The sequence below is a fragment of the Mesorhizobium zhangyense genome, assembly GCF_011045115.1.
GTDB lineage: Bacteria > Pseudomonadota > Alphaproteobacteria > Rhizobiales > Rhizobiaceae > Mesorhizobium_M > Mesorhizobium_M zhangyense.
In genome coordinates this window covers 39,835-55,169 of the sequence record NZ_JAAKZG010000011.1, presented here as the reverse complement: position 1 = coordinate 55,169, position 15,335 = coordinate 39,835, and the positions used below count along the sequence as shown (strand labels likewise).

At 60.5% G+C, this 15,335-nt stretch carries 15 protein-coding genes; 10 read left to right on the top strand and 5 right to left on the bottom strand.

Annotation, left to right across the window (positions count from 1 at the left end; translation table 11 throughout):
- Nucleotides 1-76 precede the first annotated feature (76 nt).
- From G6N74_RS22090 to G6N74_RS22080, 3 genes are all read right to left on the bottom strand, one after another.
- Entirely contained in the window at nucleotides 77-538 is a 462-nt protein-coding gene (locus tag G6N74_RS22090; RefSeq protein WP_165120174.1) for a DUF2852 domain-containing protein, read from the bottom strand.
- Between the two features lie 220 nt (nucleotides 539-758).
- On the bottom strand, nucleotides 759-1,901 hold the full coding sequence (locus G6N74_RS22085) for a benzoate/H(+) symporter BenE family transporter (protein ID WP_205826806.1): 1,143 nt from the start codon (nucleotides 1,899-1,901) through the stop codon (nucleotides 759-761).
- A gap of 2 nt (nucleotides 1,902-1,903) precedes the next feature.
- Nucleotides 1,904-2,677: an alpha/beta hydrolase gene (locus G6N74_RS22080; RefSeq protein ID WP_165120173.1), complete on the bottom strand. Its 774-nt coding sequence runs from the start codon at nucleotides 2,675-2,677 to the stop codon at nucleotides 1,904-1,906.
- Nucleotides 2,678-2,882: 205 nt separating this feature from the next.
- Here G6N74_RS22080 and infC point away from each other — a divergent pair, with 205 nt between their 5' ends.
- From infC to pheT, 6 genes are all read left to right on the top strand, one after another.
- Complete coding sequence (infC, locus tag G6N74_RS22075) at nucleotides 2,883-3,419, top strand: translation initiation factor IF-3 (protein WP_165120274.1); 537 nt, start codon at nucleotides 2,883-2,885, stop codon at nucleotides 3,417-3,419.
- 123 nt (nucleotides 3,420-3,542) lie between these two features.
- Nucleotides 3,543-4,163, top strand: coding sequence for a methyltransferase family protein (locus tag G6N74_RS22070; RefSeq protein ID WP_165120172.1), 621 nt, complete (start codon nucleotides 3,543-3,545; stop codon nucleotides 4,161-4,163).
- A gap of 198 nt (nucleotides 4,164-4,361) precedes the next feature.
- On the top strand, nucleotides 4,362-4,565 hold the full coding sequence (gene rpmI / locus G6N74_RS22065) for a 50S ribosomal protein L35 (RefSeq protein WP_091915627.1): 204 nt from the start codon (nucleotides 4,362-4,364) through the stop codon (nucleotides 4,563-4,565).
- Between the two features lie 31 nt (nucleotides 4,566-4,596).
- On the top strand, nucleotides 4,597-4,998 hold the full coding sequence (gene rplT / locus G6N74_RS22060) for a 50S ribosomal protein L20 (RefSeq protein ID WP_165120171.1): 402 nt from the start codon (nucleotides 4,597-4,599) through the stop codon (nucleotides 4,996-4,998).
- Between the two features lie 97 nt (nucleotides 4,999-5,095).
- Nucleotides 5,096-6,181: a phenylalanine--tRNA ligase subunit alpha gene (gene pheS / locus G6N74_RS22055; RefSeq protein WP_165120170.1), complete on the top strand. Its 1,086-nt coding sequence runs from the start codon at nucleotides 5,096-5,098 to the stop codon at nucleotides 6,179-6,181.
- A 22-nt stretch (nucleotides 6,182-6,203) separates the two neighbouring features.
- Nucleotides 6,204-8,609: a phenylalanine--tRNA ligase subunit beta gene (gene pheT, locus G6N74_RS22050; RefSeq protein ID WP_165120169.1), complete on the top strand. Its 2,406-nt coding sequence runs from the start codon at nucleotides 6,204-6,206 to the stop codon at nucleotides 8,607-8,609.
- 289 nt (nucleotides 8,610-8,898) lie between these two features.
- Here the strand turns inward: pheT and G6N74_RS22045 are convergent, their stop codons facing one another.
- The gene (locus tag G6N74_RS22045; RefSeq protein ID WP_165120168.1) at nucleotides 8,899-9,423 is read right to left on the bottom strand and encodes a Panacea domain-containing protein; all 525 of its coding nucleotides are present in this window, start codon (nucleotides 9,421-9,423) and stop codon (nucleotides 8,899-8,901) included.
- 263 nt (nucleotides 9,424-9,686) lie between these two features.
- Between G6N74_RS22045 and G6N74_RS22040 the strand changes: the two genes are divergently transcribed.
- Complete coding sequence (locus G6N74_RS22040; protein WP_165120167.1) at nucleotides 9,687-10,673, top strand: Gfo/Idh/MocA family protein; 987 nt, start codon at nucleotides 9,687-9,689, stop codon at nucleotides 10,671-10,673.
- Here G6N74_RS22040 and G6N74_RS22035 read toward each other — a convergent pair whose 3' ends face one another.
- Nucleotides 10,674-11,795: a zinc metalloprotease HtpX gene (locus tag G6N74_RS22035; protein ID WP_165120166.1), complete on the bottom strand. Its 1,122-nt coding sequence runs from the start codon at nucleotides 11,793-11,795 to the stop codon at nucleotides 10,674-10,676. It abuts the gene before it with no gap.
- A 215-nt stretch (nucleotides 11,796-12,010) separates the two neighbouring features.
- On the opposite strand from G6N74_RS22035, the gene dnaK reads away from it, so the two are divergent.
- The 3 genes from dnaK to G6N74_RS22020 all read left to right on the top strand — a co-directional run bounded on the left by dnaK (nucleotide 12,011) and on the right by G6N74_RS22020 (nucleotide 15,204).
- A complete protein-coding gene (dnaK, locus tag G6N74_RS22030; RefSeq protein WP_165120165.1) occupies nucleotides 12,011-13,927 on the top strand; it encodes a molecular chaperone DnaK in 1,917 nt (638 codons plus the stop codon).
- A gap of 186 nt (nucleotides 13,928-14,113) precedes the next feature.
- On the top strand, nucleotides 14,114-14,785 hold the full coding sequence (locus tag G6N74_RS22025; protein ID WP_165120164.1) for an acyltransferase family protein: 672 nt from the start codon (nucleotides 14,114-14,116) through the stop codon (nucleotides 14,783-14,785).
- Nucleotides 14,786-14,832: 47 nt separating this feature from the next.
- Nucleotides 14,833-15,204, top strand: a complete 372-nt coding sequence (locus tag G6N74_RS22020) for an acyltransferase (RefSeq protein ID WP_165120163.1) — start codon at nucleotides 14,833-14,835, stop codon at nucleotides 15,202-15,204.
- The last annotated feature ends 131 nt before the right edge of the window (nucleotides 15,205-15,335 follow it).

Sequence of the window (15,335 nt, the reverse complement as noted above, 5' to 3'; positions counted from 1 at the left end):
GGAGGAACGGCAGAGGCACAAAGGAAAACGGCGCCGCGAATGCGACGCCGTTTGAACGTGTTGTCAGGACAGAGCCTTATGCTTCATCGAGCAGGCCGGGCTTGCCGCCACGCTTGGTGGTCGTCGTCGCGGTCGACTTGTTACGGTTGGCCATGAAGCGGTCGAACTCTTCCTGGTCCTTGGCGCGGCGCAGTTCGCGGGCATAGTCGTCGAACTGGGCCAGCGTCTCGTCGAGCTTGCGGCGCTCTTCGGCAAGGCGCTCGAGTTCCTTCTCGCGCCAGTCGTCGAAGGCGACGTTGCCGGTGGGCGTGTAGGAGCCCTTGCCCCAGCGGGCAGCCTTGTCGGAGCCGCGGCGGCAGCCGGCGAAGATGCCGTCGGTTGCGCGGTTTACGTCGCGCTTGAAGCCTTCAAGCCGATCGCCCCAGATGATGTAGGCAAGCATGGCGAGGCCAAGCGGCCAGAACACCATGAAGCCGATCACCATCAACGCGATGGTTGCCGGCGTCCATGCCGGACGGATCAGTGCAGTCGTGTTCATGTTTCTCCGGTTCCTTCAGTTGGAGGCAGCCAATCCGGCTGCTTCAATTCGAAATGGGAACGGAAAAATGGCTATTCAAGACGGTTTTGTTGAAAACCGGACAAGCTTTTGGAAAAATTACAGCGCCGAAGGGGAGTTGAACGCCCAACGGATGCTGTAATACTTTGAATCTACGAATAATTCTTTCCGAGGAATTGATTCCGCTTTTTTGCGTTTTGCCTCAGCGTTTTTTGAGAAAATCGAGCGCGAGCACGATCATTCCGGCAACCAGACCCCAGAATGCGGCGCCGATGCCGAACAGCGTCAGCCCCGAGGCGGTCACAGCAAAAGCTGTCGTGGCGGCCATGCGTTCGCCCTCGTCTTTGAGCGCGATCGACAGCGCATTGGCCAGCGGCGCCATCAGCGCAAGACCGGCGACCAGCACGATCAGGCTCTGCGGCAGCACGGCAAAGATCGCCACCAGCGATGCGCCGAAGATGGCGAAGATGAGATAGGCGAGCGCGTAGAACGGTCCGGTCTTCCAGCGCTCGGCCGGGTCGGGATGAACGTCCGGCCCGGTGCAGATTGCTGCGGAGATTGCCGCCAGATTGGTGGTCAGCGCGCCGAAGGGGGCCGTCAGCAGCGAGAATAATCCTGTCACGGAAATCAGCGGCCCGGGGTTCGGATCGTAACCGGCAGCGCGCAGCACGGCGAGGCCGGAGAGATTTTGCGAGGCCATGGTCACGAGGTAGAGCGGTATCGCCAGCCCGACGATGACGGCGGGCGAGAAGGACGGGCTGATCAGCGTCAGCGTCGAAAGCTCAGGCGTGGGCAGCCCGCCGACGCGGCCGGTCAAAAAGGCGATCGCACCGCCGCCAACCAGCACCGCCAGCACCGAAAGCGCCGGATTGAACACCCGGATGATGAAGAACGCCGCGATCAGCGGCAGGATGAGGATGGGGTCGACCGGAACCGTCTTCACCGCATTGATCGCGAAAGTGACAACGATGCCGCCGAGCATTCCCGAGGCGACCGAGGCGGGGATTTTCGCGATGAGCCGCGTCAGCGGCTTGAACAGGCCGGTGATGATCAGAAGAGCCGCCGTCACGATGAAAGCGCCGACGGCATCATTCATGTTGAACCCGGAGCTGGCAGCGATCAGCGCTGCCCCCGGCGTCGACCATGCCGAGATGACCGGCATTTTGGTTTGCCAACTCAGCCAGGCTGTTTCGAACGCCATGGCGAGGCAGATCGCGGTGACCCAGCTTGCCGTCTGCTCGCGCGACGCGCCGACCGCATCGGCGGCAGCGATGATCAGCGCCAGCGTGCCGCCAAAACCAACGATTGCCGCGACGAAGGCGGATACCGGAATGGAAAGCCGCATCTTCAGCCCACCTGCGCGCTGATGGCTTCGACTGCGCGCAAAAGCATGTCGAGGTCCTGCGGCCGCGACAGGCGGTGGTCGCCCTCCGGTATGAGAGACAGCGTGACGTCGTCGGCAGGCAGGCACGAGACTAGTTTCAAAGCGTGGCTGTGCGGCACATCCGGGTCAGCCAGCCCTTGCAGGATATGGATCGGACAATGCGTGTCGATCGGCCCGGTCATTACCCGGTTTTTTCGCCCATCTTCGAACAGCGCCCGCGTGTAGACATTGGGTTCCGGCGAATATTCGGACGGCTCCTCGAAAAACCCTTTTTCCCTGAGATCGCGGCGTTGCGCCTCGGTGAGCTGCGGTTCCATCAGTTCGGAGACGAAATCGGGCGCCGGCGCCAGCAGCACCAGCCCGCCAATGCGCTCGCCTTCACCGGATTTGCGCAGCTCCTCGACCATCCGCAACGCGATCCATGCGCCCATGGACGAGCCGACGAGGATTTGCCGGCCGTGCGTAAACTTCCGGAACACGGCGAGGCTCTCGGTGAGCCATTTGGAGATCGTGCCGTCGGCGAAGGCGCCGCCGGACTCGCCGTGGCCGGAGTAGTCATGGCGCAGGAAGGCGCGGCCGTGACGTTCGGCCCAGTCGCTCAGCGTCTCGGCCTTGGTGCCGAGCATGTCGGAGCGAAAGCCGCCCAGCCAGACGATTCCGGGCTCCTTGCCGTCAAGATGACGGAAGGCGATCGCGGTGCCGTCTACGTCAAGAAAGTCCGGTGGCGTTTCGGTCATGTCTTCTTTCCTGTCGGGTGACGCTCTTTTGACACAGGTCGAATCCGGCGGAAAGGCCCACAAAGCACAGTCGGTGCCGTGCTTGATGAGCCAATATCAAGTCAGGTGATTTATTCTGTTTGCTGTGCTATTGACTTGCTCCGCGCCGTACCGACATAGGCGCAACCCACGAAATGAACGTCAACGGTTCGAGGAGACAACGACCATTCGCAGACCCTTCAAAGCAGCGGCGCCCACCAAAGACGGCCCGCGCTCCAATCGCGACATCCGGGTGCCCCGGGTTCAGCTCATCGATGTAGATGGCAGCAATCGCGGTGACGTTTCAATCAACGATGCTCTGCTGGCCGCCGAAGAGGCAGGCCTCGATCTCGTCGAGATATCCCCCAACGCACAGCCGCCGGTCGTCAAGATTCTCGACCTCGGCAAACTGAAATACGCCAACCAGAAGAAGGCGGCAGAGGCGCGCAAGCATCAGAAGATCATCGAGATCAAGGAGATCAAGATGCGCCCCAACATCGACACCCATGACTATGAGGTGAAGATGCGGGCGGTTCGCCGGTTCTTCGAGGAAGGCGACAAGGTCAAGCTGACGCTGCGTTTCCGTGGCCGCGAAATGGCCCATATGGAACTCGGCATGCAGCTTCTGAACAAGGTTCGGGAAGAGGTCGCCACGATCGCCAAGGTCGAGGCAGAGCCGAAGCTCGAAGGCCGCCAGATGATGATGGTTCTGGCGCCGCGCTGACCTTTCAAGCGCTGTCCGCCTGATGGCGGACAGCGCGCATCTTGAATTGGCCATGATCCGATTGGAAAGGGCACGGCGTCGCCTTTGCACGCCGCGCCCTTCTTTGCTTTTCCGAGAGCCGCCATGTCCCCGTCCGCCGAATTGAGCCGTTACCAGCAGCGCCGACGCATCGTCCTTGCGATACTCGTCGTGGTGATTTTCGCAGCACTGCTGTTCGTCCAGTCGGCCATAGTGTCAGACGACGACCTGCACGAATATGTCGAGATGTTCGGCGGCGCCGCGATCCTGGCGGCCATCCTCGGCCGCACCTGGTGCACGATGTATATCGGCGGGCGCAAAGGCTCGGAGATCGTCAGGGGCGGGCCCTATTCGGTCACCCGCAACCCGCTCTATGTCTTCAGCGCGATTGGCGCGGCGGGCATCGGCGCGATGACCGGCAGCATTACGGTGGCGGTCGCTTTCGCGATCATCACCTACCTGGCGTTTCATTCGGTCACCCTCGTTGAAGAGGCTTATCTGAAGCAGGCCTTCGGCGAACCCTACGAGCGCTATATGCGCGAGGTGCCGCGCTTCTTCCCGCGCTTCAGCCTTTTCAAGGAAAGCGAACTGCTTTCGGTGCGACCACAGATCCTCTACCGCACTTTTACGGACGGCCTGTTGTTTCTGGCTGCCTATCCGTTTTTCGAGTTCGTGGAATATCTCCAGAATGCCGGTTATTTGCCGGTCTTCCTGCGGCTTTATTGACCTTAAGCCACCGGCAGCGATTCACCGGTTGCGCTTTTGACGGCGCATCGCTATAAGGCCGCGTCCAAGAACCGTCCGGCAGGGCATGCCGTGGCGGTTTCTAATGCTTTTCGGGCATTGGTCTGCCCGAAGCAAACAACAAGAGGCGTGGAGTGCCACAGGCACGACGGGGACCTCTTAAAGAAACGGAGTAGCAAAATGCCCAAGATGAAGACCAAATCGGCCGCCAAGAAGCGGTTCAAGATCACTGCGACCGGTAAAGTTCTGTCGGCTGCCGCCGGCAAGCGCCACGGCATGATCAAGCGCAGCAACAAGTTCATTCGCGATGCCCGCGGCACCATGGTTCTCGCTGAGCCCGATGCCAAGAAGGTCATCAAGAATTTTCTGCCGAACGGCCTTTGAGCCCGGCCAAGCGTTTTAAGGAGATCATGACATGGCACGTGTAAAGAGAGGCGTCACCTCGCACGCCAAGCATAAGAAGGTCCTGAAAGCCGCCAAGGGTTTCTACGGCCGTCGCAAGAACACCATCCGCATCGCCAAGCAGGCAGTCGAGAAGTCGCTGCAGTATGCTTACCGCGACCGCAAGAACCGCAAGCGCAATTTCCGCGCCCTGTGGGTCCAGCGCATCAACGCTGCCGTTCGCGAGCATGGCCTGACCTATGGCCGCTTCATCGACGGTCTCAACAAGGCCGGCATCGAGATCGACCGCAAGGTCCTGTCCGACATGGCGATCCACGAGCCGCAGGCATTCGTCCTGCTCGTCAACAAGGCCAAGGTCGCGCTTGAATACCTGAAGAACACCACCCCGAACGCTTTTGAAAGCGCAGTCGCCTAAGGCCGCCGCGCTTCCCAAGCTTTCGATTTTATGATTTGGGAAACCCGCGCCGGCAGGGCTGGCGCGGGTTTTTCTTTGCCAAAAACGGGTCCGAGACATGAGTGATATTGCAACGCTCGAAGAATCGCTGCTGAGCGACATTGGGTCGGCTGCCGACGAACAGGCAATCGAAGCCGTTCGCCTGTCGGCACTTGGCAAGAAAGGTTCCATATCGGAATTGCTGAAGACCTTGGGCTCGATGACGCCGGAAGAGCGTCAGACCAAGGGTCCGGCAATCAACGGCTTGAAGAACCGGGTGACCGAAGCGCTCGCCACGCGCAAGAGTGAGTTGAAGGACGTCGCGATCACGGCGCGCCTTATCGCCGAAAAGCTCGACGTGACGCTGCCGGTGCGCCAGTCGCCGGCCGAGCGCGGCCGCATTCATCCGATCAGTCAGGTCATCGACGAAATCGCGGCAATCTTCGGCGATCTCGGCTTCGCCATCGCCGAAGGCCCGGATGTCGAAACCGACTATTACAATTTCACTGCGCTGAATTTCCCGGAAGGCCATCCGGCGCGCGAGATGCACGATACTTTCTTCTTCAACCCGGACGAGAAGGGCGAGCGCAAGGTGCTGCGCACGCACACCTCGCCGGTGCAGATCCGCACCATGGAAACGCAGAAGCCGCCGATCCGCATCGTCATTCCCGGCAAGACCTACCGGCAGGATTCGGATGCCACCCACTCGCCGATGTTCCATCAGGTCGAGGGCCTTGTCATCGATAAGACGGCCAACGTCGCCAATATGAAGTGGGTGCTGGAAGAGTTCTGCAAGGCCTTCTTCGAAGTGCCGTCGCTGAACATGCGCTTCCGCCCGAGCTTCTTCCCGTTCACCGAGCCGAGCCTGGAAGTCGATATCCAGTGCGACCGCTCGCGGCCGGGCGAAGTGCGCTTCGGCGAGGGCTCTGACTGGATGGAGATCCTCGGTTGCGGCATGGTTCACCCCAATGTGCTGCGCGCCGGCGGAGTCGATCCCGACGAGTATCAGGGTTTTGCCTGGGGCATGGGCATCGACCGCATCGCCATGCTGAAATACGGCATGCCGGATTTGCGTGCCTTCTTCGACGCCGATGTCCGCTGGCTCCAGCACTACGGTTTCCGCCCGCTCGACATGCCGACTTTGTTCGGTGGGTTGAGCAACTGATCGCGCGGCAAGGGACAGAAAAATGAAATTCACCCTATCCTGGCTCAAGGATCATCTCGACACCGACGCTTCGCTCGGCGAAATCGTCGAACGCTTGACCTCGATCGGCCTCGAAGTCGAAGCCGTCGATGATAAGGCGAGCCTAAAGCCCTTCGTCATCGCCAAGGTGCTCACCGCCGAAAAACATCCCGACGCCGACAAGCTGCGCGTGCTGAGCGTCGATATCGGTGACGGCAAGCCGGTGCAGGTCGTTTGCGGCGCCCCCAACGCCCGGGCCGGGCTGATCGGCGCTTTCGCTGCCCCCGGCACCTATGTGCCGGGCATCGATGTCACGCTTTCCGTGGGCAAGATACGTGGCGTCGAGAGCCATGGCATGATGTGCTCGGAGCGTGAGCTGGAGCTTTCCGACGAGCATAACGGGATCATCGACTTGCCGGCCGATGCGCCGATCGGCACGCCTTTCGCCACCTATGCAAAGCTCGACGATCCACTCATCGAGATCAACCTGACGCCGAACCACCCGGAAGCGACAGGCGTTTACGGTATCGCGCGCGATCTTGCGGCCAGCGGCCTCGGCACGCTGAAGACTGGTGCGGTCGAGCCGGTTGCAGGCAAGGGCGCATGCCCGGTCAAGGTGACGATCGAGGCACCGGAGCTCTGCCCCGGCTTTGCCTTGCGCCTCGTGCGCGGCGTGAAGAACGGCCACTCGCCGAAATGGCTGCAGCAGCGGCTGATCGCCATTGGCCTGCGCCCCATCAATGCGCTGGTCGACATCACCAACTATCTTACCTTCGACCGCGGCCGGCCGCTGCATGTCTATGACTTGAAGAAAGTGGCCGGCAATCTGGTCGTGCGCCGGGCTCTGGAAGGCGAGAAGGTGCTGGCGCTGAACGAGCGCGAATACACGCTGACGCCTGAGATGTGCGTCATCGCCGATGACAGCGGTGCCGACTCCATCGCCGGCGTCATGGGCGGCGAGCACACCGGCAGCGACGAAAACACCACCGACGTGCTGATCGAATCGGCCCTGTGGGACCCGATTACGACGGCCCGCACCGGCCGCACGCTCGGCATCATCACCGACGCTCGCTACCGCTTCGAGCGCGGCGTTGACCCTGAATTCATGGTTCCGGGCCTGGAGCTTGCAACCCGCATGGTGCTCGATTTCTGCGGCGGCGAGCCGACCGAGATCGACGTGACCGGCTACGCCGGCCACACGCCCAAGATCGTTTCCTTCCCTATCTCGGAAGTGAAGCGGCTGACCGGCATCGAGGTTCCGAAGGCAGAAGCGCTCGATATTCTGACGCGCCTCGGCTTCAAGCCGCTGGGCAATGGCGACGTGATCGATGTCGAGGTTCCGTCGTGGCGGCCCGATGTCGACGGCAAGGCCGATCTGGTCGAAGAGGTCATGCGCATTCACGGGGTTGATAACATCCTGCCCCAGCCGCTGGGCGCGCATGATGCCGTCAATGGCAAGATCCTGACGACGCTCCAGATCCGCACCCGCGCCGCGCGCCGCGCGCTCGCCGTGCGCGGCATGATGGAGGCCGTTACCTGGTCGTTCATCCCGGCAAAGCATGCCGAGCTGTTCGGCGGCGGCCAGAACGAGCTGAAGCTCGCCAATCCGATTGCCGCCGACATGTCCGACATGCGGCCCTCGCTGCTGCCGGGCCTGCTCGCTGCTGCACAGCGCAATGCCGACCGTGGCTTTGGTGATGTCGCTCTGTTCGAAGTGTCGGGCACCTATGAGGGCGACACGCCGGAAAAACAGCGCCGGGTGGCTGCCGGCATTCGCCGCGGCACCGCGAAGCTCGAAGGTTCCGGCCGCAGCTGGAGCGGCAATGCCGGCCCGGTCGGAGTGTTCGACGCCAAGGCCGATGCGATTGCAGCCCTGGAAGCCTGCGGCGCGCCGGTCGACAAGCTGCAGATCGAGACGGGTGCGCCGTCCTGGTATCATCCGGGCCGCTCGGGCGTGATAAAGCTCGGCCCCAAGACCGTGCTCGGGACATTCGGCGAATTCCACCCGAAAACGCTCGAAGTGCTCGACGTGTCAGGCCCGCTCTGCGGCTTCGAAGTGTTCGTCGATGCGATCCCCGAGCCGAAGGCCAAGCCGACCCGCACCAAGCCGAAACTGGAGCTTTCGGCTTTCCAGGCGGTGAAGCGCGATTTTGCCTTCGTCGTCGACAAGGCGGTGGAAGCCGGAACGCTGACGCGCGCAGCACTTTCGGCAGACAAGAAGCTGATCACCGGTGTCTCCGTCTTCGATATCTTCGAAGGCGCTTCGCTGGGCGAAGGCAAGAAGTCGATAGCGATCGAAGTTTCGATCCAGCCGGTAGAAAAGACGCTGACCGACGAAGATTTTGAGGCGCTCGCCGGCCGCATCGTCGACAATGTGAAAAAGCAGACCGGCGGCGCGCTGCGGGGATAGGATCAACCGATTGAAAGTATCTTGATGGTGAAGCGTCCAACGTCGTGAAAGTAGACTACGCGCAACGATGGTAGCCCGGATTTCGTTGGGAGCGTCTTGTAGATGCGGTGAGTTTTACCCTGAAAGGGAATAGGCACACCGATTTTATGACCGCTCCTCGCAATGAGCCAAACCAAACCAGCCCACAAGTCTGCTATTCGCGGATCGGCTGCGATAGCCTGTTCGATAAGTTCTGTAACTTTGGGAGATTCAACAACTTCAAACGCGCCGCGGCTACCAGGTCCGATTCTCATTCAGCGGCTTCGAGTTCCCGAAGGGCCCAGGCGATGTCTTCCTCGGTGATTTCAGCAGAGCGGAAAGCGAGAGCCGCGCCTAGAGGGATTACGTCCCCCATTTCGGCAGATTCCCAAAGAAGATCGTGCGTTTCGTCGCTAATCGACGTCGCAGTATGATTGTGACATACCCAATCAATCATCTGATCGATTATCGCAATTGCATTCGGATCAAATCCAGCGATGTTGGCTTCCTGCAAGGACCAAAACTCTCTCTTTGGCTTGCCGAAGTATTCAGCCTCGCGGCTTATGATTTGTCCTGATGCCTCCAATTCCCTTGTAGCCATTGGAACATGTTTAGGTACCGGGCCGAATTGACGTTTCACATACTCGTCACCGGTGATCGATTTACCGTAGCGCTCAAAATATGTGACGTCCGCAAACCATAGAATTTTGTTAAGTTTAGTTGCTCCCAAGTCGTCTGGTTGACAACGAGAGATTATGTAATGAACCGCCGCGTTTAGTTTCGGATAGCGTGCCATGATTCGAATGAGTCAGATTTGATTCTTCCTGTCAAGGTATAGGAATTATCTCCTAGTGTCAACTAGCTTATGTGAAAGCATAACCACTACGATGATCGCTGACACTTCATCGAATGAAAGCCTTTGTCGTTATAGCGTTTGCCGCCGTTAAATACGGCCGGGTCTGAGCGCCTTTATCGATTTCTTTAAGGCTTCGCCGCCGCACTTCCCTTGTGGCGAAGCGGCAGCTAGGCTCCGGCGCAAGTTCAGCAAGGAGCCAAAAAATGTTTCGATGGGGCGTTTTGTCGACCGCCAAGATCGCGCGCGAGCAGCTTTTGCCGGCAATCGCCGACGCGCAGAATGGCGTGATTTCAGCCATCGCCAGCCGCGACGCGCAAAAGGCGCGAGCCCTCGCCGATCGGTTCGGTGTGCCCCATGCCTTCGGCTCCTATGACGAGCTTCTGGCCTCCGATACGGTCGACGGCGTCTATATCCCGCTGCCGACCTCGCAGCATGTCGAATGGGCGGCGAAGGCGGCCGAAGCCGGGAAGCATGTGCTGGTCGAGAAGCCACTGGCGCTTGATGCCAGGGATATCGTCCCGCTGATCGCGATTCGCGACCGCAAGAAGGTGCTGATCTGCGAAGCGTTCATGGTCGTCTACCACCCGCAGTGGATCAAGGTGCGAGACCTCATTGCCGAAGGCGCCATCGGGCGGCTGCGGCATGTCCAGGGCGCGTTTTCCTATTACAATGTCGATCCGGACAACATGCGCAACAATCTCGATCTCGGCGGCGGCGCGCTGCCCGACATCGGCGTTTACCCGACCGTTGCGACCCGGTTTTCGACGGGCAAGGAGCCCGCTCGCGTCCAGGCGACCATCGAGCGCGACAAGAGTTTCGGCACGGATATCTATTCGTCGATCCGCGCCGATTTCGGCGATTTCGAATTATCTTTCTACCTTTCGACGCAGATGGCGGCGCGGCAGAGCATGGTATTCCACGGCGACAAGGGTTTTATCGAAGTCGCTTCACCCTTCAACGCGGGCAATTACGATCATCATCGCATCGAATTACACAACCAGAGCCACACCGAGGCTCAGGTCTTCCGCTTCCCCGGAACGCAGCAATATCGGCTGGAAGTCGAAGCCTTCGCCCGCGCCGCACAGGGCGGCAAGGACGAAGTGTTCACGCTGGAAAATTCTGTCCTCAACCAGAAGGTCATCGACGCCATTTTCCGCGCCGGCGAGCATGACGGTTGGGAAAAGGTCTGATCACCAGTAGACGCCGCCGCGCCTGAACCTGACGCGTGGCGCGCTTTGCGGCGGATTGAGCGAAGCGATGCAGGCCGGCAGCTCGATATCCGCGCCATCGGCAATCGGTGCTTCCGGCATTGCCAGCAACGCGTGGATATTGCAAGTCGGCTCCAAGGGCGAGCCTGCGGAAGGCCGTATCTTCGGAACGATCGAAGGCCGTGGCTGTGCTGGCATACCCATCGGCAGAACGATCCCGTCTTCCGCCGCCTGCGCCGCTTTCAGCGCCATCAGCCGCGCGACGCGATCCTCGGTTCTTGGATGGGTGCGCAGGATCGAAGGGTCGGGAATGCGCCCGCCCGGAAGCAAAATATTCTCCCAGCGCCGGCCTTGCGCTTTCTCGAGCTTGTCGAGTGCCGAGGCCAGCCCGTCCGGATCGCCGGTCAGCATGGCGGCGCCCAGATCGGCGTCGAACTCGCGGGTGCGCGACAGCGCCATCTGCAAAAGGCCGCCGATCGTCGGCGCGGCAAGCAGCACCAGCACGCCGAGCCAGGGTATCTGCTGGCCCATGCCGCCAAAAAAGCCGCCGATGTTGAGGAAAAGCGAAAACAGCCCGACGGTCGACATGATGGAGGTGAAGCGCGAAACCATGTCGGCAAAGGCCATCACCTTCACGTCCTCATGCGCGATATGGCTCATTTCGTGGGCCAGAACGCCGGCCAGTTCGCGCGTCGAAAGATTTCGCGCCAGCACGTCGGTGATGGCGATGGCCGAATCTTCGCGTCGCCCAACCGCAAAGGCGTTCATCATCTTCGAGGGAATGACGTGAAGTTTCGGCGTCGAAGGCAGGCCGGCTCGGCGCGACAATTCCGAAACGATGCGAAAGCCCGTGGGAAACATCTCGGGCGATACCGGCTTGGCCTTGTACATGCCCAGCACCATCTGCGGGCTGACGCGGCGTATAGCCGCCATCGAAACCGCGCCGAAAATAACGGCGAAGATCACACCCGTCACACCGCCGAAAGCCCAGGCGGTGATGGCGAGCAGGAAAAGGCTCGCCGCGCCCAGCAGCCACGTATGCAGCGTGTTGACGACGCGATTGCGGCGTTGGGCGAAGAGATTGATCGTTCGGTTCGGGCTCATCCAATGAAATATGGTATGGATGTATCGATTTGCCTATTCCCGGCATCAGCATCGTTGTCAGGACGCTTGCGCGCCGTGGCGCCTGTTCTTATATACGCCCAACAATCGCTGGAACTGCCGCAGATACGGCCAAGCCAGCGAAATTTCTTGTGAACAGGGGCTGCCGTCGGAACGCCTGATGGGTCCTGGCAGCCTGCTTAGCGGAGAGTAGAGAAATGGCTAAAGTAATCGGTATCGATTTGGGAACGACCAATTCCTGCGTCGCCGTCATGGACGGCAAGGACGCGAAGGTCATCGAGAATGCGGAAGGCGCGCGCACGACCCCTTCCATCGTCGCTTTCAGCGATGGTGACGAGCGCCTCGTCGGCCAGCCGGCCAAGCGCCAGGCGGTGACGAATCCTGAAAACACGATTTTTGCGGTGAAGCGCCTGATCGGCCGTCGCTATGACGACCCGGTCACCGAAAAGGACAAGAAGCTTGTCCCCTACCACATCGTCAAGGGTGACAATGGCGATGCATGGGTCGAGGCTGTCGGCCGCAAGCAGTCGCCGAGCCAGATTTCGGCGATGATCCTTCAGAAGATGAAGGAAACGGCGGAAGCCTATCTCGGCGAGAAGGTCGAGAAGGCCGTCATCACCGTTCCGGCCTATTTCAACGACGCCCAGCGCCAGGCCACCAAGGATGCAGGCAAGATCGCCGGCCTTGAAGTCCTGCGCATCATCAACGAGCCGACCGCGGCAGCCCTTGCCTACGGCCTCGACAAGAAGGAAGGCAAGACGATTGCCGTCTACGATCTTGGCGGCGGCACCTTCGATATTTCCGTGCTGGAAATCGGCGACGGCGTCTTCGAAGTGAAGTCGACCAATGGCGACACCTTCCTCGGCGGTGAAGACTTCGACATGCGTCTGGTCGAATATCTGGCGGCCGAGTTCAAGAAGGAACAGGGCATCGACCTGAAGAACGACAAGCTCGCCCTTCAGCGCCTCAAGGAAGCTGCGGAAAAGGCCAAGATCGAGCTTTCCTCATCGGCCCAGACCGAAATCAACCTGCCCTTCATCACCGCCGATGCTTCGGGTCCGAAGCACCTGACGATGAAGCTCACCCGCGCCAAGTTCGAGCAGCTGGTCGACGATCTCGTCCAGCGCACGGTCGAGCCCTGCAAGGCAGCCCTCAAGGATGCCGGCCTCAAGGCCGGTGAAATCGATGAGGTCGTTCTGGTCGGCGGCATGACCCGCATGCCCAAGATCCAGGAGATCGTGAAGCAGTTCTTCGGCAAGGAGCCGCACAAGGGCGTCAACCCGGATGAAGTCGTTGCCATGGGCGCCGCCATTCAGGCCGGTGTGCTGCAGGGCGACGTCAAGGACGTGCTGCTGCTCGACGTGACCCCGCTGTCGCTCGGCATCGAGACGCTCGGCGGCGTGTTCACGCGCCTTATCGAGCGCAACACCACGATCCCGACCAAGAAGAGCCAGGTCTTCTCGACCGCCGAGGATTCGCAATCGGCCGTGACGATCCGCGTCTTCCAGGGCGAGCGTGAAATGGCTGCCGACAACAAGATGCTCGGCCAGTTCGATCTCGTCGGCATTCCGCCGGCACCGCGCGGCGTGCCGCAGATCGAAGTGACCTTCGACATCGACGCCAACGGCATCGTCAACGTCTCGGCCAAGGACAAGGGCACCGGCAAGGAGCATCAAATCCGCATCCAGGCCTCTGGCGGTCTTTCGGACGCCGACATCGAGAAGATGGTCAAGGACGCCGAAGCCAATGCCGAGACCGACAAGAAGCGCCGCGGCCTCGTCGAGGCCCGCAACCAGGCCGAGGCTCTGGTGCATTCGTCCGAGAAGTCGCTCAAGGATTATGGTGACAAGGTTACGGAAGCCGACCGCACAGCGATCTCCGATGCGATCGCTGCCTTGAAGACGGCTGCCGAAGGTGACGATGTCGACGACATCGGCGCCAAGACGCAGACGCTTGCCGAAGTCTCGATGAAGCTCGGCCAGGCCATGTACGAGAATTCGCAGAAGGAAGCGGCCGAGGCTGATGCCGCAGCCGATGCTGCCAAGGACTCCGACGTGGTCGACGCTGATTTCGAAGAAATCAACGAAGACGACGACAAGAAAAAGTCGGCCTGATCCGATTTACAGGTAGGAATGAAAGCCCGGCCATCGCGCCGGGCTTTTTGTTTCTGCAGGCTACAACTTCAGCGCGCATTAAGCTTGTCTAAAGGAAACCCGGCCAACCTAGCCGCGGGGTAGTAGCAATATCGGTATATGCCGCACGGCAGTTCCGCCGTCGGTGATGGGCTGGGATAGGGACGCGTGCATTTCAGGACACTCGAAGTCTGGCGGCTTTCTGCAGCACTTGCTGTGATGATGTGGCATTTCCTGCGCTATGCACCGCCGGGGCACGAGGCGGCGAGTGCTGCACTCTACCGCCTGCTGCCGCTGATGGAGATGTTCTTCATGATCTCCGGCTTCCTGATCATGCTGCGCTATGCCGACACACTGATGACCGAGCCGGGCTCGTTCCGGCGCTTTATCGTGCGGCGCTTAGCGCGGCTTTATCCGCTGTACCTGGCGACGCTGTTGTTCTTCTGCATTGTCGCGGTTGCGCTGCATTTAGGCTTGGTCCAGTCCGACCAGCCCGAGCGCTACGCATGGTCGGCCTTGCCGGCCAATATCGCTCTGGTTCAGGCCTGGGGCCTGACCGACGTTCTGACCTTCAACTATGTCGGCTGGACGCTTTCGGCCGAATGGTTCTGCTATCTCACGCTACCGGTTCTCGTTATCGCCTACCGCTGGTACGGAATTTTGGGGCTGGCTGCCGTCGCGGGCTCGGCAATCGTCGCACTGGAAATCGCGGTAGCGCTCGGCTGGATTCCGTTCCCGAGCTGGTTGCAGGCCAATACCTGGGGGCGTATCGGGCCTTCGCCGATTTCGCCCTCGGCGCGCTGGTCGCCATTGCTGTGCGTGACAGCCGGTGGAAGCTGAAAAGCCTTTTGCCGGGCTGGCTGTTCTTTATCGCCGCGATCACGGCCATGGCAACGCTTCAGAACGCCTATGTAATCGTGCTGCTGCTGGCAGCGGCGACCTTTCTTGCAGCGCTTGCCGAACGCAACGAAGCCGAGGCCGCTTACTACCTCAAGCCGCTTCACCCCATCGGCCGGGTTTCCTTCGGCATCTACATGATCCATCCCGTCATCGAGAGCATCCTGCTCGCGGTGGTGTGGCGCAAAATCGTCGAGCCGATGAATGTCGTAGGATTTTACACCTATTGGTACTTGCCGGCATTGACCGTCATCGTGGTGGCCCTGCTTTCCGACCGCTATTTCGAAGGTCCGGTGAGCCGTTATCTCAACGCTCGTTTCGGCGAAGCGCCGAAGCCAGCGGCCGGGAGAAGTGCTGCCTAAGGGCCACAAACCCGTTTTACTTGCCGCAAGCACTGATTTTCTGGCGAAAACTGCGCGTTTGACTGCCCTGCCCTATGGCATATGGGCTCGCGGTTTACTAAATCGGTGCCAGTTGCCGCAAGCAGACGGAC

Bases quoted from the DNA above. Each gene is read 5' to 3' on its own strand.
- G6N74_RS22045 (WP_165120168.1), bottom strand. From the start codon at position 9,423: ATGGCACGCTATCCGAAACTAAACGCGGCGGTTCATTACATAATCTCT.
- dnaK (WP_165120165.1), top strand. From the start codon at position 12,011: ATGGCTAAAGTAATCGGTATCGATTTGGGAACGACCAATTCCTGCGTC.
- G6N74_RS22080 (WP_165120173.1), bottom strand. From the start codon at position 2,677: ATGACCGAAACGCCACCGGACTTTCTTGACGTAGACGGCACCGCGATC.
- pheT (WP_165120169.1), top strand. From the start codon at position 6,204: ATGAAATTCACCCTATCCTGGCTCAAGGATCATCTCGACACCGACGCT.
- rplT (WP_165120171.1), top strand. From the start codon at position 4,597: ATGGCACGTGTAAAGAGAGGCGTCACCTCGCACGCCAAGCATAAGAAG.
- pheS (WP_165120170.1), top strand. From the start codon at position 5,096: ATGAGTGATATTGCAACGCTCGAAGAATCGCTGCTGAGCGACATTGGG.
- rpmI (WP_091915627.1), top strand. From the start codon at position 4,362: ATGCCCAAGATGAAGACCAAATCGGCCGCCAAGAAGCGGTTCAAGATC.
- G6N74_RS22040 (WP_165120167.1), top strand. From the start codon at position 9,687: ATGTTTCGATGGGGCGTTTTGTCGACCGCCAAGATCGCGCGCGAGCAG.
- G6N74_RS22085 (WP_205826806.1), bottom strand. From the start codon at position 1,901: ATGCGGCTTTCCATTCCGGTATCCGCCTTCGTCGCGGCAATCGTTGGT.
- G6N74_RS22070 (WP_165120172.1), top strand. From the start codon at position 3,543: ATGTCCCCGTCCGCCGAATTGAGCCGTTACCAGCAGCGCCGACGCATC.
- G6N74_RS22035 (WP_165120166.1), bottom strand. From the start codon at position 11,795: ATGAGCCCGAACCGAACGATCAATCTCTTCGCCCAACGCCGCAATCGC.
- G6N74_RS22090 (WP_165120174.1), bottom strand. From the start codon at position 538: ATGAACACGACTGCACTGATCCGTCCGGCATGGACGCCGGCAACCATC.
- G6N74_RS22020 (WP_165120163.1), top strand. From the start codon at position 14,833: ATGGCAACGCTTCAGAACGCCTATGTAATCGTGCTGCTGCTGGCAGCG.